Here is a 22,673-nt window from a genome sequence, read left to right on the forward strand (position 1 = left end):
ATTCAGGGCGTGATGTTGAACGGCTCCGGCGTACTGCGGAGCCCGCCGAGTTGACCGACCACCGTGTACGCACCCGGACCGACGGGCTCGCGCGGCGACGCGCACCCCGGCTCGGACGTCGACGCGGACCACTTGACGGAGTAGGCCGCCTGATCTCCCGGTTGCAGAGTCCGCATGTCGGATGTGGGCTCGGGGAAGCAGTCGGTGTTGGACCACAGTCGCTCGTTGCCGTCGAGCGTGTACACGAGAACCTGCTGCAGTCCGGCCCCGAGGTCACGGTCGCATTGTGCGGTGCCGATGTTGGTGATGACGATCGTGAAACCGGGCTCGGTACCCGTCTGGTAGTTGGGCTCGTCGGCGGTGACACGCACCGCGAGCGACTGGTCGGGGCACTGGCCCGGCGGGACCGCCGCGGCGGTCGTCTCGGCTCCTGACTCCTCCGGCGAATCCGCCGTCGTCGTGCCGGACGTCGATCCGCCCGAGCCCGACGAGGTATCTCCTTCGCCGTCGGAACCGTCGCTCTGCGTGCTCGTCGTCTCTGCGGCACTCGACGAAGGCTCGGTGCTGGAGGTCAATGTGGACTGAGCTGCCGCGGGTTCCGGTTCGGTGTCGCCGCCGCCGGTCAGGGCGACGACGAGCCACACGACCAACGCCAGCACGACCACAGCGACGACGATCGCGAGCATGCGTCGTCGCCGATAGATCTCGGGGGGCAATGGGCCGGTGGGTTCAAGCACGCCTCACACGGTAAGTGCCAGCCCGGATGCGCTGCGGCATAGCGCTCGGCGTGTCGCTCAGTCGGCGGTCACACCGATGTCGCCGATGTGCCCCTGCAACTGGACGTGACCGTCGTCGAGCCGGTAGGTGACGCCGGCGATCGCGCATCGTCCGTCGGCAACCCGCTCGGCGATGATCCGTGACCGGTCGGTGAGAAGCCGCCCGGTTTCGACGACGTGCCGCACCTCGAGTTCGTCGACGGTGGACAATCCGTCCGCCCGGCCCATCAGGATCGACGGCGCGACCCGCTCGATGATGCTCCGAATGTGACCGCGGGGAACCTCACCCGTGTCGAGTGCTGTCAGCGTCGCGCCGACGGCACCGCAGCTGTCGTGCCCGAGCACGACGATGAGCGGCACCCCCAGGACCTCGACCGCGTACTCGATCGAGCCCAGCACGGAGCTGTCGATGACATGTCCGGCCGTCCGGACCACGAACATATCGCCGAGACCCTGGTCGAAGATGATCTCTGCGGCGACTCGGGAGTCGCCGCAACCGAACAACACCGCGGTGGGATGCTGACCGTTGACCAGTTCGGCCCGGCGATCGATCCCCTGGCTCGGATGCTGCGGAGTACCGGCGACGAATCGCTGATTACCCTCGGTCAGAGCTTTCCAGGCGGAGATCGGGTTTGAATTGGGCATAAGGGCATTATTCACCCGGGACCTTCGCGACCCTCACGCAGTGGTCCCACTGCGGTGCACAACGGTCCCGCATCCGGGACAGGAGGAGAAGAAATGCCTGTTGACGCCACTTCGCTGGCGCGTTGGTACGCCGCGGAAGCACGCGACCTGCCGTGGCGCCGCGACGGTGTGACGGGCTGGCAGATCCTCATGTCCGAGGTGATGCTGCAGCAGACCCCGGTCGTGCGCGTCGCGCCGATCTGGGAGGAGTGGGTACGGCGCTGGCCAGTGCCGTCGGCGATGGCCGCGTCGAGTCAGGCCGACGTCCTGCGTGCCTGGGGGAAACTCGGCTACCCCCGGCGCGCGTTGCGCCTGCACGAGTGCGCGGGGGTGCTCGCCGCGCAGCACGACGACCGCGTCCCCGAGGACGTCGACGTGCTCCTGACACTGCCCGGCGTCGGTGCCTACACGGCGCGTGCGGTCGCCTGCTTCGCCTACGGGCGGCGGGTGCCGGTGGTGGACACGAATGTTCGCCGCGTCGTCGCTCGCGCCGTGCACGGTCGCGCAGAGCCGGGAAACCCTTCCACCACGAGAGATCTCGCAGACGTCGAGGCTATGCTTCCGCGCACCCGTGCGAGGGCGGCGACGTTCTCCGCCGCACTGATGGAACTCGGCGCGACCATCTGCACCGCCCGGACACCGGACTGCGGACGGTGCCCCTTACCGGAATGCGCATGGGTGCAGGCCGGTCGGCCGGCCCACGACGGTCCCGCGAAACGCGTGCAGAAGTTCGCCGGGACCGACCGTCAGGTCCGGGGGCGTCTGATGGCCGTCCTCCGGGAGAGCACGGGACCTGTGGAACGGCCCGCGCTCGACAGTGTGTGGCTCGACGACCCCGGGCAGCGCGACCGGGCGCTGCACTCGCTCCTCGTCGACGGACTGGTCGAGCAGACCGACGACGGCCTGTTCGCTCTTGCCGGCGAAGCGGGTCGCTGATCTCGCCCTGCCGTAGTGCGGTCCGCGGCTTTCAGGGCAGGCCGGTCAGGAATTCTTCGACGACCGCGCGGTACTCCCCGGGCCGATCGTCGTGCACGAGATGCCCGGCACCCTCGATGCGGACGTAGCCGGTTCCCGGGCGGCGCTTCGCCATTTCCCGCATCTGCCCCGGCGGAGTGATCGTGAACTCGCCCTCGATCAGCAGAGCGGGGACGGTCGAGGCCGTCCACTCGTCCCAGAAGTGCCTCCGGCCCCACTCCTCGGAGATGTCACGGAATGTCGAGACGTCGCCGTGCAGGTACCAGCCGTCCGCGCGACGGCTGAACGAGTCGAGGAAATAGCGTCCGGCGACCGGACCGAAGAAGTCGAGCACCGCGTCGTCGGTGGGGAAAGGCTGTGGCCACTGCCCCACCATCGCCGCCCAGTTCTCGGCGGTCCGGCCACGGAAATCGGGTGCCATGTCTTCGAGGACGAGCGCGGCGACCAGGCCCGGGTGCGCCGCTGCGAGGCACCACGCGTGCAGCGCACCCATCGAATGCCCGATCACGACGAACGGTTCGGTGTTCTCGTCGAAGTGGGCAGCCAGGTCGGCAACGAACGCGTCGGTGCCGAGGTTCGCGGGCGCCGCGCGGCCGTGACCCGCCGCGTCGAACGAATACACGTGGCCGTGCTCCCGGAGCCACGGCACCTGGCGACGCCACGTACGCGCGCTTCCCATGAGACCGTGCAACAACAGGATCGGCCGTCCGCTACCACCTTCGTCATGCAACACAGTGGCCCAAGGTAGCGGAGTAATGTCGCGACCATGGCAGTCGTGAAGATCAACGCAATCGAAATCCCCGAAGGTGCCGGACCCGAACTGGAGAAGCGGTTCGCCAATCGCGCGCACACCGTCGAGAATTCGCCCGGGTTCCTGGGCTTCCAGTTGCTGCGCCCCACCGCGGGTGAAAACAGGTACTTCGTGGTCACCCAATGGGAAACCGAAGAGGACTTCGCCGCATGGCGGGACGGCGGCGCGCGGGCCGCTCACGCCGGTGAGGCGAAGAACCCGGTCGCGTCCGGCGCGTCGCTCCTGGAATTCGAAGTCGTCCTCGACGTCAAGAAGTCCTGATGACCGCGCCCGGGAATTCCGGGCGCGAGTTGACGTATCGGGAGGTGGGCGCGTCGCACGGCGCGCTCCCCGCCGGATACCGCCACGCGGCCGTGGAGCGTGAACTGGGCAACGGCGCCGCCACATTCGACGTCGCCGTTGCCCGTCTGTTCGCGTGGGACATGCACCGCGCCGCCGGAATCCGTGTCGCCCCCAGCACCCCTGCGCCGGCGGTCGGCGTCGACGTGCAACTGCTGTTCGGCATCGGGCCGGTGCGGTTTCCCGCGTGGTGCCGCGTGATCGACGTCGTCGATACGCCGCGGCGACGGGGATTCACCTACGGCACTCTGACCGGTCACCCCGTGAGCGGGGAAGAGAGCTTCCTCGTCGAACACACCACCGACGGCCGGGTCGTGGGCCGGGTGGTGGCATTCTCACGCCCCGGGCGCTGGTACACGCGGCTCGCCGGTCCGGCAGTCCCGCTTCTGCAGACGCTGGGTGTTCGCCGCTACCTGGCGTCCCTCACAGACTGATCTTCCTCGCTGTCGACGTCCTCGATCGCACGCTGCAGCAAGGCGAGAAACACGTCCTCGGGCTGTGCACCCGAGACCGCGACAGCGCGGTTGGCGACGAAGAACGGAACACCTGTGACGCCGAGCTGACGCGCCGCGAGCAGATCCGCACGTACCGCGTCGGCTGCGGCGTCGGATTCGAGTGCGGCGCGAACGAGATCCGCGTCCAGTCCGGCCGACGCGGCGATGCGCACCAATGTCTCGCGATCGTCCACGACGTCGCCCTCGACGAAATGCGCGTGGAACAACGCCTCGACAAGGTCTTCACCGCGTGCGCCGGCGAGGTGCACGAGACGGTGCGCGTCGAACGTATTGGCCGCGATCACCGTGTCGAAGTCGATCTCGACACCGACTTCGGCTGCGGCGCCCGAGACTTGCGAGAACATCTGCCGGACCTGCTCGAGCGGCATGCCCTTCGTCTCCGCGAGGGCTTCGGCTTCGGGCTTGCGCCTCCCCACCGGAGTCTCCGGTGCGAGCTGGTAGGAACGCCACGTGACCTCGACACGGTCGCGGTGCTCGAATTCGTCGAGCGCCGCGCCGAACCGGCGTTTGCCGATGTAGCACCAGGGACACGCAATATCCGACCAGACTTCGATATGGGCGGTGGGGAGGGCAATCCGGGGAGTCGTCACGACTCGTCCAACACGCGCGCCCGGAGCGCTGTTCCCTCAGGACTCGAGGGCAGCGTCCAGGGAGATTTCCACGCCCGTCAGCGCCTTGCTCACCGGGCAACTCGCCTTGGCGTCCTGCGCTGCCTTCATGAAGCCGTCGGCGTCCAGTCCGTCGACTTCACCGCGCACCTTCAGCGTGATGCCCGTGAGCCGGAACCCACCGGCCGGATCCGGCCCGAGCGATACGTCGGCGCCGACGTCGAGACTTTGCGGGGTTCCTCCCGCTTCCGCGATCAACGCGGAGAGTTGCATCGCGTAGCAGGCGGAGTGCGCCGCGGCGATCAGTTCCTCGGGGCTGGTGGTGCCGTCGGCGTTCTCCGCCGATCGCTTCGGGAACGAGACATCGAACGTGCCGCGGCCCGAACTCGTGAGTTCGACCTGCCCGGCTCCGTTCTGCAGGTCGCCGTTCCAAGCAGTTCGCGCGGTCCGTGTGGGCATCCTGAATCCTTCCTGTGGGGTACGGGGGTCTCGGGATGCGTACCCGAGCCCGTCCGAAACCACACTCGCAGTCTTTCCCGCGCCCCGGGCGGAACGAGGTCTCGATACCGCATCGCTCGCCCGATTCGGGACCGGGTCCGGCGCCGTGACGACGGATCCTGTCTGCATGACCACTGCCCAGCATGATCCTCGTCCACTGTTTCGCAGCGCTCTGGAGTGGGCGGGTGACTTGTTCGCGGGTGTCCGCCCGGAACAGATGACCGACCCCACGCCCTGCCCCGAATTCGATGTCCGGACACTCCTCGGGCATCTCGCCTCGACTGTCGATCGTGGCCGAGTCATCGGCATGGGTGGCGACGTCCACTCGGTCCCCGAGGTCCTCTCGTCACCAGACGACGCATGGCCCGGCACGCTGGATGCCGTCACCACGCGGTACTGGGAGGTGTGGGACGACGACGCTCTCCTCGACAGGCCCGTCACCGCCCCGTGGGGCACCTTTCCCGGGCGGGCCGCCGTGCTGGTCTCCCTCAACGAGGTACTCGTGCACGGCTGGGATCTGGCCGTCTCCACGCGCCAGGATCCGGAGGCGGACCCGGCACTGGCCCGCGCTGCTCACGAGATCATGGAGCGTGCCCTGCCTGCCTCTCCCCGCGGTGGGGAGGTGCCGTTCGGTCCCGTCGTCGACTCGACTCCGGATGCCGGCCCGACCGAGCGACTCGCCAACTGGTGCGGCCGCGTGACCGCCCCGTGGATGCGACCGGGCGACGCCTGACGGCCGCTACCCCGTCGACGCCGAGGGGCGGTACCCGTACGGGTACCGCCCCTCGGCGTGTCTATCGGAACCGCGATGTCAGGCTTCCGGCTCCCCTTCGGGGGTCTTCGCCATGACGACCGCCGGGGTGTCGGGCACCTCGGCCGGCTTCTCGCTCGGCGTGAACGTGAACTTCGCGTTCTCGCCGGCGCCTTCGCCGTCCCAGTTCTCGACGTCGACGAGGACGATATGGCCGGAGCCGATCTCGCCGAACAGGATCTTCTCGGAGAGCTGATCCTCGATCTCGCGCTGGATGGTGCGGCGGAGCGGACGGGCTCCCAGGACCGGGTCGAATCCGCGCTTCGCGAGCAGCGACTTCGCCTTCTCGGTGAGCTCGATGCCCATGTCCTTGTTCTTCAGCTGCTTCTCCACGCGTCCGATCATCAGATCGACCATCTGGATGATCTGATCCTTCGTCAGCTGGTGGAAGACGATGATGTCGTCGATACGGTTGAGGAATTCGGGCCGGAAGTGCTTCTTGAGCTCGTCGTTGACCTTGTTCTTCATCCGCTCGTAGTTGGACCCGCTGTCGCTGCCGTGGGTGAAGCCCAGGCCGACAGCCTTCGAGATGTCCGACGTACCGAGGTTCGACGTGAAGATCAGCACCGTGTTCTTGAAGTCCACCGTGCGTCCCTGACCGTCGGTGAGACGACCGTCTTCGAGGACCTGCAGGAGCGTGTTGTAGATCTCCTGGTGGGCCTTCTCGATCTCGTCGAAGAGCACCACCGAGAACGGCTTGCGGCGCACCTTCTCGGTGAGCTGGCCGCCCTCTTCGTATCCGACGTAGCCGGGGGGCGCACCGAACAGACGCGACGCGGTGAACCGGTCGTGGAACTCACCCATGTCGATCTGGATGAGCGCGTCGTCCTCACCGAAGAGGAAGTTCGCCAGCGCCTTGGAGAGCTCGGTCTTACCGACACCGGACGGACCGGCGAAGATGAACGAACCGGACGGACGCTTCGGGTCCTTGAGCCCGGCACGCGTACGCCGGATCGCCTTCGCGACAGCCTTGACCGCGTCCTCCTGGCCGATGATCCGCTTGTGCAGCTCGTCTTCCATGCGGAGCAGACGGGTGGTCTCCTCCTCGGTGAGCTTGAACACGGGGATACCGGTCCAGTTCGCGAGAACCTCTGCGATCTGCTCCTCGTCGACCTCTGCGATCACGTCGAGGTCGCCCGCACGCCACTGCTTCTCACGCTCGGCACGCTGCGCGACGAGCTGCTTCTCCTTGTCGCGCAGGCTTGCAGCCTTTTCGAAGTCCTGCGCGTCGATCGCCGATTCCTTCTCGCGACGGGCGTCGGCGATCCGGTCGTCGAACTCGCGCAGGTCCGGCGGTGCGGTCATCCGGCGGATGCGCATGCGCGCGCCCGCCTCGTCGATGAGGTCGATCGCCTTGTCCGGCAGGAAGCGGTCGTTGATGTACCGGTCGGCGAGCGTCGCGGATGCGACGAGCGCCTTGTCGGTGATCGAGACGCGGTGGTGCGCCTCGTACCGGTCCCGGAGTCCCTTGAGGATCTCGATGGTGTGCTCGACCGTCGGCTCGCCGACCTGGACCGGCTGGAAGCGACGCTCGAGGGCGGCATCCTTCTCGATGTACTTGCGGTACTCGTCGAGGGTGGTCGCACCGATGGTCTGCAGCTCACCACGGGCGAGCTTCGGCTTCAGGATCGACGCGGCGTCGATCGCGCCTTCGGCGGCACCTGCGCCGACGAGCGTGTGCAGCTCGTCGATGAACAGGATGATGTCGCCGCGGCTGTTGATCTCCTTGAGCACCTTCTTGAGGCGTTCCTCGAAGTCACCGCGGTAACGGCTGCCGGCGACGAGCGAGCCCAGGTCGAGCGTGTAGAGCTGCTTGTCCTTGAGGGTCTCGGGGACCTCACCGTTCACGATGGCCTGCGCGAGGCCTTCGACGACGGCGGTCTTACCGACACCGGGCTCACCGATCAGCACCGGGTTGTTCTTGGTGCGGCGCGAGAGCACCTGCATGACCCGCTCGATTTCCTTGGCCCGGCCGATGACCGGATCGAGCTTGCCTTCGAGCGCGGCCTGCGTGAGGTTGCGGCCGAACTGATCGAGGACGAGGGATGTCGACGGGGTGCCGGACTCGCCGCGGCTCGTGCCGGATTCCGCGGGTTCCTTGCCCTGGTAACCGGAGAGCAGCTGGATGACCTGCTGCCGGACCCGGTTGAGGTCGGCGCCGAGCTTGACGAGGACCTGAGCGGCCACGCCTTCACCCTCGCGGATCAGCCCGAGCAGGATGTGCTCGGTACCGATGTAGTTGTGGCCGAGCTGCAGCGCTTCGCGCAGGCTCAGCTCGAGGACCTTCTTGGCACGCGGAGTGAAAGGAATATGCCCGGACGGTGCCTGCTGACCCTGGCCGATGATCTCTTCGACCTGGCTCCGGACACCTTCGAGGGAGATCCCCAACGACTCGAGAGACTTCGCCGCCACACCCTCACCCTCGTGGATGAGGCCGAGGAGGATGTGCTCCGTGCCGATGTAGTTGTGGTTGAGCATCCTGGCCTCTTCTTGAGCCAGGACAACGACGCGCCGCGCGCGATCGGTGAACCTTTCGAACATCGCACTCCCTCACACTCTCCGGCCGCAGAATCCGATACGCGATCGTCCCGGATCTCTGCTGCCGCTCTTAGCTCCGGCACTCGAGTCGTTCATCGGAACCGGTGAAGGTTCCACGTTCCCACTGCACACTCTAGTTGGCGTGGTATCGACCCGCTCTCCCTCTACCCTTCGGAGGTTGGGGAAAAACCCGGCTACAGGTTGTAACGCTGCACGTGGCAGATACGTTTCCGCAAGCTGTACGCCAGAAGCGAACAGGCCGTCAGCCTGCGAGGACGCGCTGTAGACGCCTTCCGAGGCTGCGCGGGGCACGCTCCGGGTCCGCGAGGCTGCTCTCGGCGAGCACGCTGTCCTCCCCATCCACGGTAGCGGGTTCGAAGGGACGCAGCGAACGGCCCGGCCCGCGGAAGCGCTCGACCGCCGCGAGCAGCGAGCCCCCGTCCGCCGTGGCTTCCTCGATTTTTCCGACGTCCACGCCGAGGTGCTCGGCGAGCAGCGTGTTGCGCAGGTCGACCGCGGCCCTGCCCACCCGGTCCCCGGGTTCTGCTGCTTCGATCGCGAGATCACACTCGGTGTCGAATCCCATGGAACGGTTGTTGAGGTTCGACGAACCGATTCGTAAGACGCTCTCGTCCATCACGACGACCTTCGCATGGACGTAGATCGGGTTGCCGCCCTCGGTCACCGGGTAGTACGCGCCGAAGCGGCCGTGCACGTCGGCGTCCCACAGCAGGTGGAGAAGAGCACGCCGGGCGCCGTCCATCGCCTTCTGTTCGAGCCAGCCGTCGGCGTTGCGCGGAAGTACGAGCACGATTTCGGGGCCGTCCGGTTCCTGCAGTCGCGCCGCGAGCGCCTCCGCGAGGGTGCGCGATGCCAGGTACTGGCTCTCCAGATACAGGGTGCTGCGTGTGTTCTCGATGATGGCGAGGTACAGCGCTTCGATCTCGTGGACGCCCTCCTGATCGCCGTACGTCGGCAACGTACGCGCGATCGAGACGTCGACGTCGCGCACGGTCGGCTCGAGTCCCTCGGGCCAGATCGGTTCGGTTCCTTCGACGGGTCCGAGTTCTTCGCCGGTAGCGGCCTTCCAGCGCGCTCGGGCCAGTTCGCCCAGCGCTCGCGCGGCCTCGCCGTCCACCGCAGTGGTGACGTCGTGCCACGGGCCGTAGCGCTTGCCGGTCGGTTCCCGGCGGTATCGGCTCCGGTCCGCGTGGTCGGAGGTGTCCCACCGATCGACGGTCATGTCGATTCCACCGCAGAACGCGATTTCGTCGTCGACGACGATGATCTTCTGGTGGTGTGCGGCACCCACCGGGTGCGCACCGTCGATCTCGAGGTGTAGCCGTGAGTCGGTGAACCAGTCGAGTACGAACACAGGCGTCATCCCACGGCCGAGGGCACTGAAGGCCCCGATATTCCACTTCAGCAGATAGACCTCGAGGTCGGGACGGTGGCGCGGCAGCCACTTCAGAAAAGCGCCGAGCCTGTTCGGGCCCTCGAGGGTCTTGCCGCCCGGTTCGAATTGGATCCGGGTGTCGAAATCCCAGCCGATGAGTATGATCCGTTTTTTCGCGCTGAGCATCGCGGATTTCACGTGATGGAAATAGGTGGCGGCGTCGACGATCGAAGTAAGATTGGCCGCACGTGCGGTACGCCAACACGTTTTTCCCGGCTCGAGCACTCTGTCAACCATCCTGCGAATCCTACTCCGGCACGGTTAGGTCCCCCAGAAATGTGTTGTGCAAAACAGAGGACCCCACACCGCCGGGTCCGAGCCCTGACGTGCACAGAGGCGCCGCCACCAGGTGACGACGCCCCCGCGGGATCACTCCTGCGTCGGAATTCCTAGTGGGCCTGGTTGTAAGCTTCCACGATTTCGGCGGAGATGCGGCCGCGCGCGGAGACCGGCCAATCGTTGTTCCGCGCCCATTCACGAATTGCGGCAGTCTGTTCACGATCCGAGCCGGCCCGTGCGGGCTTGCGCGTGGTGGGAGTGGTCGACGGACCGACCTTGCCGCGCTTGCGGCCCCCCACCTTTCGTGCGTGCTCGATCCAGAATTCCAACTGGTCGCGCAACTTGGCAGCATTCTCTTCGGACAGGTCGATCTCGTAGGTAACTCCATCGAGTCCGAACTCCACCGATTCATCTGCGGCCGTTTCCTGGTCCACATCGTCGATCAGAGTGACGGTGACCTTCTTTGCCATGTGTTGAGAATCCTCTCGAATGAAGAAAGCGGTCCCCCCGGGACAGGACCACGATACCCCGGAATTAACCCATGGCAATACGAAACTCGGTGGGTGGAATTAACGCGTGGTCGGACGAACAATCGGAAACAGGATTGTTTCCCGGATTCCCAGGCCGGTCAGCGCCATCAGCAGACGGTCGATTCCCATTCCCGTCCCCGTCGTCGGCGGCATTCCCTGTTCCATGGCCGAGAGGAAATCTTCGTCGAGAACCATCGCCTCGTCGTCGCCGGCCGATGCGAGCCGCGCCTGATCGACGAAACGCTCACGCTGGATCACCGGATCCACGAGTTCCGAGTACCCCGTGGCGAGTTCGAAACCGCGAACATAGAGATCCCATTTCTCGGTGACGCCCTTCACCGAGCGGTGATCGCGCGTGAGAGGCGATGTCTCCACCGGGAAATCACGCACGAAAGTCGGTGTGTACAACTGGTCGCCGCACATGTGCTCCCAGAGTTCCTCGACGAGCTTGCCGTGGCCCCAGCCCTTGCCCTCCGGAACCTCGAGACCGACACGTCCCGCAAGGGCCTTCAATTCGTCGACCGTGGTTTCCGGAGTCACCTCGGAGCCGATCGCCTGCGACAGAGAGGGGTACATTTCGAGGGTCTTCCATTCACCGCCGAAGTCGTATTCGGTGCCGTCGGCCAGGGTGACCACATGGCTGCCGAACGCCGCCATCGCGACTTCCTGGATGACCTCGCGGATCATCTTCGCCGAATCGTCGTAGGTGCCGTACGCCTCGTAGGTTTCCAGCATCGAGAATTCGGGTGAGTGGGTGGAGTCCGCACCCTCGTTGCGGAAATTCCGGTTTATCTCGAAGACCTTCTCGATCCCACCGACGACGCAGCGCTTGAGGAACAACTCGGGAGCGATGCGCAGGAACAAGTCCATGTCGAGTGCGTTCGAATGGGTGACGAACGGCCGCGCGGCGGCACCACCGTGCAACGTCTGGAGCATCGGCGTCTCGACCTCGAGGAAATCCCGGCGCTCGAGCGCATTGCGCAGTTCGCGCACCACCGCGACCCGCATCCGCGCGTTCCGGCGGGCGTCGGGGCGGACGATGAGGTCGACGTAACGCTGACGAACGCGTGTCTCCTCGTTCATCTCCTTGTGCGCGACCGGCAGCGGGCGCAGCGCCTTCGACGCCATGCTCCAGGAGTCGGCCATGACGCTGAGTTCGCCGCGGCGCGAGCTGATGACCTCACCGTGGACGAACACGAAGTCGCCGAGGTCGGTCTCTGCCTTCCATGCCGCGAGAGCGTCTTCTCCCACACCGGCGAGACTGATCATGACCTGAAGCTGAGTGCCGTCGCCCTCCTGCAAGGTGGCGAAGCAGAGCTTGCCGGTGTTGCGGAGGAAGATGATGCGTCCGACCACGCCCACCTGTTCGCCGGTTGTGGCGTCGGGTTCGAGGTCGGGATACGCGGCGCGGATCTGCGCCAGGGTGTGTGTCCGGGGCACGACGACCGGATAGGCGTCCTTACCCTCCGCCAAGAGTCGTTCGCGCTTGTCGCGGCGGACCCGGATCTGCTCGGGGGTATCGTCGGGCTGCTGAACACTGGCATCACTCACGGGTAACCAGACTATCCGAAAGCCCTGGGCTTTTATCCCGCAGCTACCGCACCGCGTGCGGCAGAGTCAGTGTGCGGTGACGCGCGCCACGTCTTCGGCGACATGCCGGGCCACGGTGACCGCGTCGACGAGATTCGCCGATTTGACGGCGGCGTAACCGCCCACGAGCGCGGTTGCACCCCGCAGCCCGCGTCGGCGCAGGTCGAGCACGACACGGTCGGTGTCGGCACCGTATGCGGAGACAAGGATCCACTCCTTGTCGTAGCCGGTGGCCATTGCGAGGTGATTCGGGTGGGCGGGGTCGAGCCGCTCCGGCACGAGTGCCGCGTCGATCGCCAGCGCACCGGGCAATGTGCCCTGGGCGGCCCGTTCGGAATGCCGGCGGATGTCCACGACGACAGCGCCGCGCGCGACGGCCGCGGCGAGTTCGGTCGGATAGGTGCGTTCGACCGCCAGCGGAAACAGAGCGATGGGGGCAGAAGAAAGAGAAGCAGAATCGAGCAGCGCAGCGCGCATGAGAAATCTCCCAGGAAGTGTCGACAGTCGAGGCAGGCGTCAGCCTCGACAACACTCCTGGGCGCTCATGCAACGGATCACGGAAGCATCTTTACACAGAACCGCGTCCGGTGGAACCCGTGGCACGTGTAGCGCGTCTCACCTGATTACGTTCGAAGACCAGGCGCAGCCCTTCGAGGGTGAGATCGGGCTCGTGGTGCTCGAGCGTCCGCGATTCGGGCATGATCAACGGCGCGCTGTCTCCTGTCCCGATCACCGCGACGTCGTCGGCTCCGAATCCGGGCACCTCCGCGCACACCCGACGCACGAGACCGTCGACCATGCCGGCGAAACCGAAGACCGCGCCGGACTGCATGCACTCGACGGTGTTCTTCCCGAGAACGCCGCGGGGCCGGACCAACTCGACCTTCCGGAGCGCCGCGGACTGAGATGCGAGGGCGTCCATCGCGATCTCCACGCCGGGCGCGATGGCGCCACCGAGGAACTCGCCCTTGGCGGACACGACGTCGACACACGTGGATGTACCGAAGTCCACGATGACACACGGAGAGCCGTAGAAGTGATGGGCCGCAAGGCTGTTGACGATGCGGTCGGCGCCGACCTCTTTGGGGTTGTCGACGAGCAACGGCACTCCGGTCCGGACGCCCGGCTCGACGACCACATGCGGCACCTGCGACCAGTAGCGCCCCAGCATGATCCGCAACTCGCGCAGCACCGACGGCACGGTGGACAACGCGGCGACGCCGGTGATCCGGTCGACGTCGTCACCGAGCAGTCCCCGGAAGAGCAGAGCCAGTTCGTCGGCTGTCATCTTCGGGTCCGTGCGCACGCGCCGGTCGCACAGCAGTTTCGAATGCGTCCCGCTGCCCGTGAAGACGCCCAGAACGATGTTGGTGTTCCGGACGTCGACGGCGAGGAGCATGTCTACACCAGGGACGGTGCGTCGAGTGTGGACAGCATCCGGGGGGTGATGAGACCGGATCCCTCGGGTGCGTGCGCCGGATCGTTGCCGAGTTCCACCGGACGATTGTCGGCATCGACGAACACGACGCTCGGGTTGTAGTCCTTGCATTCCTGCTCGTTCATCACGCCGTAGGCGATGAGAATGACCAGATCACCGGGACTGACCAGACGCGCCGCGGCACCGTTGATTCCGATGACGCCCGACCCGCGCTCCCCCGCGATCACGTACGTCTCGAGACGGTTGCCGTTGTCGATGTCGACGATGCACACCTGCTCTCCCTCGAGCAGGTCCGCGGCGTCCATCAGGTCCTGATCGACGGTCACCGAACCGACGTAATGCAGGTCCGCATGGGTCACCGTGGCGCGGTGGATCTTCGACTTCATCATGGTGCGGAACATGTTCGTCCTCGGCTTCCTTCTGGTTTCGCGAACTCGGTCAGCGGGTCAACAGGTCGTCGGCGACGGTGGGATCTACCTGCCCGACCGCGCGTTCGAGAAACCCGGTACCGACAGCGACACCGACGTTGTCGATCAGCCGGGTGGTACCGAGTCGTGCGGCGACGAGCAACCGGCCGTCGCCTCGTTCGGGGGCGGGTCCGAGATCGGCGCCACGCACCTCGAGGTAGTCCACCTCGATCTCGGGAGCGGACGCGAGTACGTCTCGCGCTGCCGCCAGGATGGCGTCCGGTCCACCGGCAGCCGCGTGTGCGCCGGCGACGAGCGCAGCCGACAGCGTGGTTGCGATCTCGCGCTGCTGCTCGGAGAGGTAGCGGTTGCGCGAGGACAGGGCGAGCCCGTCGGCCTCACGGACGGTGGGCACACCCACGATCCGAACGTCGAAGTTCAGGTCTGTCACCATCTGCCGGATCAACGCCAGTTGCTGGTAGTCCTTCTCCCCGAAGTACGCGGAGTTGGGCGCGACGATCTGCAGCAGTTTGGCGACAACGGTGAGCATGCCGGCGAAATGGCCGGGCCGCGAAGCACCTTCGAGTTCCGAACCGAGCGGGCCCGGGTGGATCGTGGTGCGCGGTCCGTTCGGGTACATCGCCGTAGCCGTGGGAGCGAACACGAGTTCCACGCCGGCATCCCGGAGCAGTTCGAGGTCTGCGTCGAGCGTGCGGGGGTAGGCATCGAGATCCTCGCCGGGACCGAACTGAAGGGGGTTGACGAAGATCGACACGACGACCACCGCGCCCGTGAGCTTCGCCTGCTTCACCAGTTCCAGGTGCCCGGAGTGCAGCGCACCCATCGTGGGTACGAGCGCGACCGTCCGGCCCACACTGCGCAACGCCTTGGTGACCTTTCTCAGGTCCTCGGGATTGTGGTGCACGGTGGTTTCTCCACGCACGTAACCGCCCTGTCGCGCTTCACTCACCGTGATCAGCCCTTTCGAGAATTTCCATCAGTTCCGGCTTCGAGCCGGTGCGCTGCGCCGACCGCAGCGACATAGCGCGGTACCCCGCCGCGATCTGCGGGTCGGCATCGTCGAGTACCTGCAGGTGTGTAGCGACCGTGTCCGCGTCGCCGCGGGCCACCGGACCCGTGAGAGCAGACGGTCCTCGCCGCAGCACGTTGTCCAACGCGGCGGTGAGCAGAGGTTGAAGGACTCGTTCGGCGACTCCGCCCGGTGCACCGTCCACGATCTGCTGACCGAGCAACTCGTCACCGGCGAGCGCGACTCGCAGCGCTTCGACTGCATCGGCGACAAGCGTGACCAGGTGGTTGCTGCCGTGGGCAAGCGCTGCGTGATAGAGCGGCCGCATCTGCTCGGAGACCCGGACCGGTTCGCCACCGATCTCGAGGACGAGTGCCTGCGCGATCGCGTAGCCGATCTCGTCGGCTGCGGTGATGCCGAAACAGGTGGACGCGAGGCGGGCGGTGTCTTCGTCGTGCCCGGTGAACGTCATCGCGGGGTGAACCGCGAGGGGCACTGCGCCCTGCTCCGCGAGCGGCGCGAGAATACCGATGCCGTGAGCACCGGATACGTGCAGGACGATCGTGCCCGGCTTGACGACGGAGGTGGCGGCCAGTCCGGCCACCAGCGATTCGAGTTCGGTGTCCGGAACGGCGAGGAGAAGCAGATTGCAGCGGCCGGCGACCTCGTCGACCGGCAGTATCTCGGAGTCTGGAAGGCGAACACTCGCACGATGCTTCGAGACGTCGGACACCGCCGAACAGGCCACGACCACGTGGCCGACGCGCTCGAGCGCCGCGCCCAGTGCGGTGCCCACGCGACCTGCGGAAACGACACCGACCGATAGGCGGGCAGGCGCAGGCGCGTTGGTGATCCCGAAGGAATTCACGGGAGTCCTCTCATTCGTTCCAGTCCCGCTCAGCGGGTACCGGACGTTCGCCCGACAATAGCGCGCTGCGCTCGGCGCCCGCCACGACGGAAAGGAGTGATCTGCGCCTCACCCGGCTGTGACCAGCCGGTACCGTCGCGCGACGTGGCGCGCAGATCAGCGTTCGGACGAGAGTGCGGCGAGAATTTCCGCGACGCTCCGGCCCTCGGAATGGGCACCCTCCGCACGGCGGCGGCCGCGTCGGCCGGTCGGGGGCTCGGCCGCTGCGGTGTGCACATCGGCAGGCTGCGGGCGCACCCCGGTGGGCGGTGCCTGGGTGGGCGGCGTCTCGGCGGGCGGTGCCTGGGTGGGCAGTGTCTCGGCAGGCAGTGTCTCGGCAGGCAGTGTCTCGGCAGGCGGTGTCCCGGCAGGCGGTGTCTCGGCGCGCTCCTCCTGCGAGCCCACCGTGATCGTCTCCGCTGTGAGCGGCTCGTCGTCGGGCGACGCAAACGCCGGTCCGGACGGTCGCGGCGCCGTGACACGTGTCGTGGCGTCGAGTTCGCGCCGACGATCCGCCTGCCCTCCGAGTGCCACGTTCTCGTCGGGAAGCCGACCGTCGAACAGCACTTCGAGATTGCGGCGAAGTGTCGCGAGCTCATGACGCAGCGCTGCCATTTCTTCGGCGTCGATGCGCAGGTCCGACCGAACCTTTTCCTCGACCGTCAGTTCGTACTCGCGGCGCGCGGAGATCTCGCGTTCGAGCTGAAGGTCGTACACCGTCTTGAGGTCGTCGACCTTGGCCTTTTCCAGCGCCGACTCGCGGCGGTACTTGGTCATCGCGATCGCGCCGACGGTGGCCGCCCACAGTGCCACGACCACCGCGATACGCAGGATCTGCACGCTGTCGCTGACAACCAACAGCAGGGACGCGACCATGGCCAAGGCAAGCAAACCGGCGACGATCATGGAGCCGGTACTGCGCCACGGACGACGATTTCTGTTCTCTCGTCCCGGGGAAACCATACTTACCAGACTACGTGTCTTCCCAGGTCGGACCAGCGATGCCCGCCCGTCTCGGCGAAATCCGTTCGGCGGCACGGAAGGTCCCGCCGCAGCGGTCGTCAGGTCGCGGGCCGGCTCGGCTCGTCGGGGTCCTCCGGTGCCTTGCAACAGTATTCGAGCCACAGCGCAGCAGCCACAAGAGCCACACCGGCAACTGCCCCGACGACTGCGCCGGACGTGTCTTCCATGGCGGCGCGGACCTCGGCGCGCTCCGGCAGAAGGAAGAGCAGGAACCCGGCCCATACGCCCGTACTGGCCGCCCCGACGAGCGCGGACGCCTTCGCCAGGGCGACGGAACGAGCAACCGTGATCGGGTGGATGCGGCCGGGGCCTTCCCCGATCTCGTGCTTACCGACCCGCGAGCGGATGACGAACGCGAGGACCACCTCGATCACCGCTGCCACGTACAGCGACGCTCCGGCATATACCGGGATGGCCGGAAGAGAGCCGTACAGCGTGCGCACGAGCAACCAGGTGATGACCGCCGCGAGCACGGCCAGCGCGAGCAGATCGCGAACCCGGGTCGGTTTCATCGTGCCTGCCCCCCCACACCGGTGCCGGTCAGGTTCAGATCGGTGCGGTGCACGCCGTCACGCTCCGCCGCCTCGAGTCCGTCGAGCCAGTCGTCGATACGGCGGGTTTCCCCTTCCGCGGTGAGTACCGCGTCGGGTTCCACGTCGAGCCACGGCACGAGCACGAAGGCCCTCTGGTGTGCCCGCGGGTGTGGGAGCGTCAACTCGGGATCGTCGCTGAGCACCTCTCCGTCGCCCGCGTCGCACGACACGACGTCGACGTCGAGGCTGCGCGGACCCCACCGCTCGACGCGTACCCGCTCGGCCGCCGCTTCGCATTCGCGGCCGAACCGCAACCAGTCGTCCGGTGCGAAAGCGGCGTCCTCCGCGACGATCACCGCGTTGAGAAAGTCCTGTTGCTCGACGCCGCCCCAGGGCGCCGTCGAATACACCGCGGAGACGGCCACGGCACGCCGTCCCAGTGCCTCGACGACCGAGCGCAGATGCGCCTCGTGGTCGCCGATGTTGGACCCGATCGACAGCACGGCCCGGCTCACGACACGCTCCGGGTCCGATCGACCACCACGGCGACGTCCGAGAACGTCAGCGGTATCGGCGCCGACGGCTTGTGGAGCGTGACTTCTACGCGCGACACCCGTGGGTCGGCGAGCACGCCGTCGGCGATTTCCCCGGCCACTGTCTCGATGAGGTCGCGTCCCGGGCCGGCGATGACGGCGGCGGCGGCTTCGGCGAGTTCGCCGTAGTGCAGCGTGTCGGCGAGATCGTCGCTCGCCGCAGCCGGAGCGAGGTCGAGCCATGCCACGATGTCGACGAGGAAATCCTGTCCGTCACGCTTCTCGTGGTCGAACACTCCGTGGGTGCCGCGGACCCGTAGTCCCCGCAGTTCGATCCGGTCGCTCATACGTGCATCCTCTCCGCACCGCCGTGCTGCCATGCCCGAACCACCGCGAGCGCGTCACGCGAAGCCTGCACGTCGTGCACGCGCACTCCCCACGCGCCGTGGGTCGCGGCGAGCGCCGACACCACGGCCGTCGCGACTTCACGACCCGCGGGCGGACGCACTGCGCCGTCGGGTGACGCGAGCAAGGATCCGAGGAAGCGCTTGCGGGAGGCACCGATCAGCACGGGAAAACCGAGCGCGTTCAACTCCGGCAGGCCGTGGAGGAGTTGCCAGTTGTGGTCCGGTTGCTTCACGAATCCGAGTCCGGGGTCGAGAACGATCTTCGACGGGTCGACGCCCGCGGCGACGGCGACGTCGACCTGGGTGAGCAGCTCGTCGCGCACCTCGGTCACCACGTCGTCGTAATGCGCGGACCCACCCGCGTGGACGAACCCACCGGTGGGACGCCAGTGCATGAGGATCCACGGCACGCCCGCGGACGCCACCACCGACGCCATGTCGCTGTCGGCGCGCCCGCCGGACACATCGTTGACGATCGTCACACCCGCGGTGATCGCGGCCTCGGCGACCGACGCGCGCATCGTGTCGACACTCGTACGGATGCCTTCCGCCGTGAGAACTTCGATGACCGGCGTGACTCGATCCGCCTCGACCTGGGGATCGATGCGCATCGCGCCGGGACGTGTCGATTCGCCTCCGACGTCGACGATGTCGACGCCGAGGTCACGGAGTTCGAGTCCGCGTGCGATGGCCGACTCGCGGTCGAGATAGCGCCCGCCGTCCGAAAACGAATCGCTGGTCACGTTGAGTACGCCCATCACGATCGGCCGCTGCTCGGCCTCGAACACGCTCACCGGCGCAGGATGAGGTCCAGGGCCTCGGCGCGCGACGCCGAACTCGTCTGGAGCAATCCACGTACAGCCGACGTGGTCGTGCTCGCCCCGGGCTTCCGGATGCCGCGCATCGCCATGCAGAGATGTTCGGCCTCCACGACGACGATCACTCCGCGCGGCTCGAGCTTGCGCACCAGTGCGTCGGCGATCTGGCTGGTGAGGCGCTCCTGCACCTGCGGGCGCTTCGCGTAGAGGTCGACCACGCGTGCGAGCTTCGACAGACCCGTGACGCGACCGGTCGGGCCGGGAATGTAGCCGACGTGCGCGACGCCGTGGAAGGACACCAGGTGGTGTTCACACGTCGAGTACATCGGGATGTCGCGCACCAGCACGAGTTCCCGGTGTCCCTCGTCGAAAGTGGTGTTGAGAACCTCGTCGGGGTTGGTGAACAGGCCCGCGAACACCTCGCGATATGCCCGTGCAACGCGCGCCGGGGTGTCGCGCAGACCTTCCCGTTCAGGATCCTCGCCCACGGCGATGAGCAGTTCCCGCACGGCCGCCTCGGCGCGTGGCTGGTCGAAAACTCGCCCCGCCTCCACACTCAGCGTCTGCGACACCACGTCATCGTCGTCCATACCGGAACCCGCTGCGGTACCCACGTGATCAACCGACACCCGCCAGTCCTCCACTCTTGAAGTTGCTCGTCGTCTCAACGCTGGCCGGACGGCCCTTCCCACGGCTGCGTGGGTGGCGGTTCGGGGGTCGGATGTCCCTCGTCCCGTTGTTCATCGGAGTTGTCGGATCCCGTGCGGGTCCAATCGGGGTAACCGCCCCGGAAGGTTCCGCGCTCGTCCTGCTGTTCCTCCGGCGGCCAGCCCGGTGCCGACCAGCCGGCGGGGGCGCCGTAGTCGGGCCGGGTCGCGTGCCGGGGTCCACCCGGGTACGGCGCCGGCGGGAATCCGGGTAGCGGCTCGGACGCCGGGATCGGCTGAGGCTGAGGCCGGCCGTACCCGTTTCCGGGAGCCGACGGCTGGTACTGCGGCTCCGCGGGCGCGGCGCCGGGGTACTGCGGCTGGGCACCCGGGTATTGGGGCTGCGCCGACTGCGGCTGCGCCGGCTGGGGCGCACCCGGGTACTGCGGCTGCCGGTCGTCGCCGTGCTGCGGCCGACCGTTGGAGCCGTGCGGGTCCGGCTGGTGCTGCGGCTGCTGGTGCTGCGGCTGCGGCTGCGGCGGCTTCGTCAGGCTCGGCGGCTCCGCCGGCCACGGCTCGCCACGCTCTTCTGCGAGTTCGCGCGGCGTCTTGATCGGCGGCTTGTCGGACGGGATACGGTCACCGAAATCGTTGAACGCGGTGATGCGCGGGCGCTTGTGGACATCGGCGAGAATCCGCTCGAGGTCCTTGCGGGTGAGCGTCTCGTGCTCGAGCAACTCGCCCGCGAGCACGTCGAGGACGTCGCGGTACTCGTTGAGAATCGACCATGCCTCGGTGTGCGCAGCCTCGATGAGGTTGCGGACCTCTTCGTCGATCTCGCGGGCCACCTCGTGCGAGTAGTCGGTCTGGTTCCCCATCGACCGTCCGAGGAACGGGTCGCCCTGCTCCTGGCCGTAATGGACGGCGCCGAGCTTCGCGCTCATGCCGTACTCGGTGACCATCGCGCGGGCGATCTTCGTCGCCTGATCGATGTCCGACGAAGCACCGGTGGTGGGCTCGCGGAAGATCAGCTCTTCGGCGGCGCGGCCACCCATCGCCATGACCAGGCGCGCGATCATCTCGGACCGGGTCATCAGGCCCTTGTCGTCCTCGGGCACCGTCATGGCGTGCCCGCCCGTGCGCCCACGGGCCAGAATCGTGACCTTGTACACCGGCTCGATGTCGGGCATCGCCCACGCGGCGAGCGTGTGACCGCCCTCGTGGTACGCGGTGATCTTCTTCTCGTATTCGCTGATGATGCGGCTCTTGCGGCGCGGCCCGCCGATCACGCGGTCCACGGCCTCTTCGAGCGTCGCCTCGGTGATGACCGTGCCGTTCTCGCGGGCGGTGAGCAGGGCTGCTTCGTTCACGACGTTCGCCAGGTCGGCACCGGACATGCCCACGGTGCGCTTGGCGAGACCGCCGAGGTCGGCGTTCGGGTCGATCGGCTTGCCCTTGGAATGCACCGCGAGGATCGCGCGGCGACCGGCGAGATCCGGATTGCTCACCGGGATCTGACGGTCGAAACGACCTGGGCGCAGCAACGCGGGGTCGAGGATGTCGGGCCGGTTGGTGGCGGCCATGACGATGATGCCGGAGCGGTCACCGAAGCCGTCCATCTCGACGAGCAGCTGGTTGAGAGTCTGTTCGCGCTCGTCGTGGCCACCGCCGAGGCCCGCACCACGCTGACGGCCGACGGCGTCGATCTCGTCGACGAAGATGATGCAGGGCGCGTTCTGCTTGGCCTGCTCGAACAGGTCGCGCACGCGGGAGGCACCGACGCCGACGAACATCTCGACGAAGTCCGAACCGGAGATCGTGAAGAACGGCACGCCGGCCTCGCCTGCGACAGCGCGCGCGAGCAGCGTCTTACCCGTGCCGGGAGGGCCGTACAGCAGCACGCCCTTCGGAATCTTGGCGCCGAGCGCCTGGTACCGGCTCGGGTTCTGCAGGAAGTCCTTGATCTCGTACAGCTCTTCGACGGCCTCGTTCGCACCCGCGACGTCGTTGAACGTCGTCTTGGGCATGTCCTTGGTCAGCTGCTTGGCACGAGACTTGCCGAAGCCCATCATCCCGCCGCGGCCACCGCCCTGCATACGGCTCATGACGAGGAAGAACACCACCAGCAGGATGGCCATCGGCACCACGAACAGCAGGATCGACGTCAGCCAGCTCTCCTGGGTGACCTGCGTGTTGTACTTCGGCACGCCGGAATCACCGACCAGATCGAAGATCTGCTCCGATGCCGACGCGGGGTACTTCGCGATGATCTCGGTACTGCCCTCGGTCGCATCGTCGCCGTTGTTCAGCCACAACCGGAGCTGCTGCTCACGGTCGTCGATGCGCGCCTCGCTGACGTTTTTCGCCTCGAGCTGGGAGATCGCGACAGACGTGTCCACCTTCGTGAAGCCGCGCGTGTCGTCGCCGAAGTAGCTGAAGGCGTAGATGACCAACAGGATGCCGGCGACAATCGCCAGATTACGGAACACTGTCTTGCGGTTCATACAGGTTCGGCCCGGC

The 22,673-nt window shown here is 67.0% G+C and carries 25 protein-coding genes; 4 read left to right on the forward strand and 21 right to left on the reverse strand.

Annotated elements, in window-relative coordinates; translation table 11 throughout:
• Positions 1-2: 2 nt before the first annotated feature.
• Both HF877_RS19115 and HF877_RS19120 read right to left on the reverse strand, forming a co-directional pair.
• The gene (locus tag HF877_RS19115) at positions 3-737 is read right to left on the reverse strand and encodes a hypothetical protein (RefSeq protein ID WP_169622780.1); all 735 of its coding nucleotides are present in this window, start codon (positions 735-737) and stop codon (positions 3-5) included.
• A 57-nt stretch (positions 738-794) separates the two neighbouring features.
• Positions 795-1,421, reverse strand: coding sequence for a carbonic anhydrase (locus HF877_RS19120; protein ID WP_169622781.1), 627 nt, complete (start codon positions 1,419-1,421; stop codon positions 795-797).
• 93 nt (positions 1,422-1,514) lie between these two features.
• Between HF877_RS19120 and HF877_RS19125 the strand changes: the two genes are divergently transcribed.
• On the forward strand, positions 1,515-2,396 hold the full coding sequence (locus HF877_RS19125) for an A/G-specific adenine glycosylase (protein WP_169622782.1): 882 nt from the start codon (positions 1,515-1,517) through the stop codon (positions 2,394-2,396).
• Between the two features lie 31 nt (positions 2,397-2,427).
• Here the strand turns inward: HF877_RS19125 and HF877_RS19130 are convergent, their stop codons facing one another.
• Entirely contained in the window at positions 2,428-3,168 is a 741-nt protein-coding gene (locus HF877_RS19130; RefSeq protein ID WP_169622783.1) for an alpha/beta hydrolase, read from the reverse strand.
• 33 nt (positions 3,169-3,201) lie between these two features.
• On the opposite strand from HF877_RS19130, the gene HF877_RS19135 reads away from it, so the two are divergent.
• On the forward strand, positions 3,202-3,507 hold the full coding sequence (locus HF877_RS19135; RefSeq protein ID WP_072702568.1) for an antibiotic biosynthesis monooxygenase: 306 nt from the start codon (positions 3,202-3,204) through the stop codon (positions 3,505-3,507).
• A complete protein-coding gene (locus HF877_RS19140) occupies positions 3,507-4,019 on the forward strand; it encodes a DUF1990 domain-containing protein (RefSeq protein ID WP_169622784.1) in 513 nt (170 codons plus the stop codon). The genes HF877_RS19135 and HF877_RS19140 overlap by 1 nt, the downstream gene beginning before the upstream one ends.
• Here the strand turns inward: HF877_RS19140 and HF877_RS19145 are convergent.
• On the reverse strand, positions 3,995-4,690 hold the full coding sequence (locus HF877_RS19145; protein ID WP_169622785.1) for a DsbA family oxidoreductase: 696 nt from the start codon (positions 4,688-4,690) through the stop codon (positions 3,995-3,997). The two genes, HF877_RS19140 and HF877_RS19145, sit on opposite strands and share 25 nt — an antisense overlap.
• Positions 4,691-4,726: 36 nt before the next feature.
• Positions 4,727-5,167 (reverse strand): OsmC family peroxiredoxin, encoded by a 441-nt coding sequence (locus HF877_RS19150; protein WP_169622786.1) that lies wholly within the window; start codon positions 5,165-5,167, stop codon positions 4,727-4,729.
• Between the two features lie 166 nt (positions 5,168-5,333).
• On the opposite strand from HF877_RS19150, the gene HF877_RS19155 reads away from it, so the two are divergent.
• On the forward strand, positions 5,334-5,939 hold the full coding sequence (locus tag HF877_RS19155; protein ID WP_169622787.1) for a TIGR03086 family metal-binding protein: 606 nt from the start codon (positions 5,334-5,336) through the stop codon (positions 5,937-5,939).
• Positions 5,940-6,017: 78 nt separating this feature from the next.
• Here HF877_RS19155 and HF877_RS19160 read toward each other — a convergent pair whose 3' ends face one another.
• The 16 genes from HF877_RS19160 to ftsH form a co-directional block, all read right to left on the reverse strand.
• Complete coding sequence (locus HF877_RS19160) at positions 6,018-8,558, reverse strand: ATP-dependent Clp protease ATP-binding subunit (RefSeq protein WP_169622788.1); 2,541 nt, start codon at positions 8,556-8,558, stop codon at positions 6,018-6,020.
• A 259-nt stretch (positions 8,559-8,817) separates the two neighbouring features.
• Positions 8,818-10,248, reverse strand: a complete 1,431-nt coding sequence (locus HF877_RS19165; protein ID WP_169622789.1) for a phospholipase D-like domain-containing protein — start codon at positions 10,246-10,248, stop codon at positions 8,818-8,820.
• Positions 10,249-10,400: 152 nt separating this feature from the next.
• Positions 10,401-10,760, reverse strand: coding sequence for an Lsr2 family protein (locus tag HF877_RS19170; RefSeq protein WP_169622790.1), 360 nt, complete (start codon positions 10,758-10,760; stop codon positions 10,401-10,403).
• A 99-nt stretch (positions 10,761-10,859) separates the two neighbouring features.
• Positions 10,860-12,371, reverse strand: coding sequence for a lysine--tRNA ligase (lysS, locus tag HF877_RS19175; RefSeq protein WP_169622791.1), 1,512 nt, complete (start codon positions 12,369-12,371; stop codon positions 10,860-10,862).
• 66 nt (positions 12,372-12,437) lie between these two features.
• Positions 12,438-12,887 carry a rhodanese-like domain-containing protein gene (locus HF877_RS19180; RefSeq protein WP_169622792.1) on the reverse strand — a complete coding sequence of 150 codons (450 nt, stop codon included), beginning with the start codon at positions 12,885-12,887 and terminating at the stop codon, positions 12,438-12,440.
• 91 nt (positions 12,888-12,978) lie between these two features.
• Positions 12,979-13,809, reverse strand: coding sequence for a type III pantothenate kinase (locus HF877_RS19185; protein ID WP_169622793.1), 831 nt, complete (start codon positions 13,807-13,809; stop codon positions 12,979-12,981).
• 2 nt (positions 13,810-13,811) lie between these two features.
• Positions 13,812-14,249, reverse strand: coding sequence for an aspartate 1-decarboxylase (gene panD, locus HF877_RS19190; protein WP_169622794.1), 438 nt, complete (start codon positions 14,247-14,249; stop codon positions 13,812-13,814).
• Between the two features lie 37 nt (positions 14,250-14,286).
• On the reverse strand, positions 14,287-15,225 hold the full coding sequence (panC, locus tag HF877_RS19195) for a pantoate--beta-alanine ligase (RefSeq protein ID WP_169622795.1): 939 nt from the start codon (positions 15,223-15,225) through the stop codon (positions 14,287-14,289).
• Entirely contained in the window at positions 15,218-16,153 is a 936-nt protein-coding gene (locus HF877_RS19200) for a DUF2520 domain-containing protein (RefSeq protein WP_169622796.1), read from the reverse strand. Before HF877_RS19200 ends, panC begins: the two co-directional genes overlap by 8 nt.
• Positions 16,154-16,309: 156 nt before the next feature.
• Positions 16,310-17,155, reverse strand: coding sequence for a DUF6779 domain-containing protein (locus tag HF877_RS19205; protein WP_206037363.1), 846 nt, complete (start codon positions 17,153-17,155; stop codon positions 16,310-16,312).
• Between the two features lie 98 nt (positions 17,156-17,253).
• Positions 17,254-17,727 (reverse strand): DUF3180 domain-containing protein, encoded by a 474-nt coding sequence (locus HF877_RS19210; RefSeq protein WP_169622797.1) that lies wholly within the window; start codon positions 17,725-17,727, stop codon positions 17,254-17,256.
• Positions 17,724-18,263 (reverse strand): 2-amino-4-hydroxy-6-hydroxymethyldihydropteridine diphosphokinase, encoded by a 540-nt coding sequence (gene folK, locus HF877_RS19215; protein ID WP_169622798.1) that lies wholly within the window; start codon positions 18,261-18,263, stop codon positions 17,724-17,726. The genes HF877_RS19210 and folK overlap by 4 nt, the downstream gene beginning before the upstream one ends.
• A complete protein-coding gene (folB, locus tag HF877_RS19220) occupies positions 18,260-18,628 on the reverse strand; it encodes a dihydroneopterin aldolase (RefSeq protein ID WP_169622799.1) in 369 nt (122 codons plus the stop codon). Before folB ends, folK begins: the two co-directional genes overlap by 4 nt.
• A complete protein-coding gene (gene folP, locus HF877_RS19225; RefSeq protein WP_169622800.1) occupies positions 18,625-19,482 on the reverse strand; it encodes a dihydropteroate synthase in 858 nt (285 codons plus the stop codon). Before folP ends, folB begins: the two co-directional genes overlap by 4 nt.
• Positions 19,479-20,096 carry a GTP cyclohydrolase I FolE gene (gene folE, locus HF877_RS19230; RefSeq protein ID WP_206037364.1) on the reverse strand — a complete coding sequence of 206 codons (618 nt, stop codon included), beginning with the start codon at positions 20,094-20,096 and terminating at the stop codon, positions 19,479-19,481. The genes folP and folE overlap by 4 nt, the downstream gene beginning before the upstream one ends.
• A gap of 74 nt (positions 20,097-20,170) precedes the next feature.
• Positions 20,171-22,657: an ATP-dependent zinc metalloprotease FtsH gene (ftsH, locus tag HF877_RS19235; RefSeq protein WP_169622802.1), complete on the reverse strand. Its 2,487-nt coding sequence runs from the start codon at positions 22,655-22,657 to the stop codon at positions 20,171-20,173.
• Positions 22,658-22,673 lie beyond the last annotated feature (16 nt).

Origin of the sequence: Rhodococcus sp. BL-253-APC-6A1W, assembly GCF_012843405.1 — a bacterium.
GTDB lineage: Bacteria > Actinomycetota > Actinomycetes > Mycobacteriales > Mycobacteriaceae > Rhodococcus.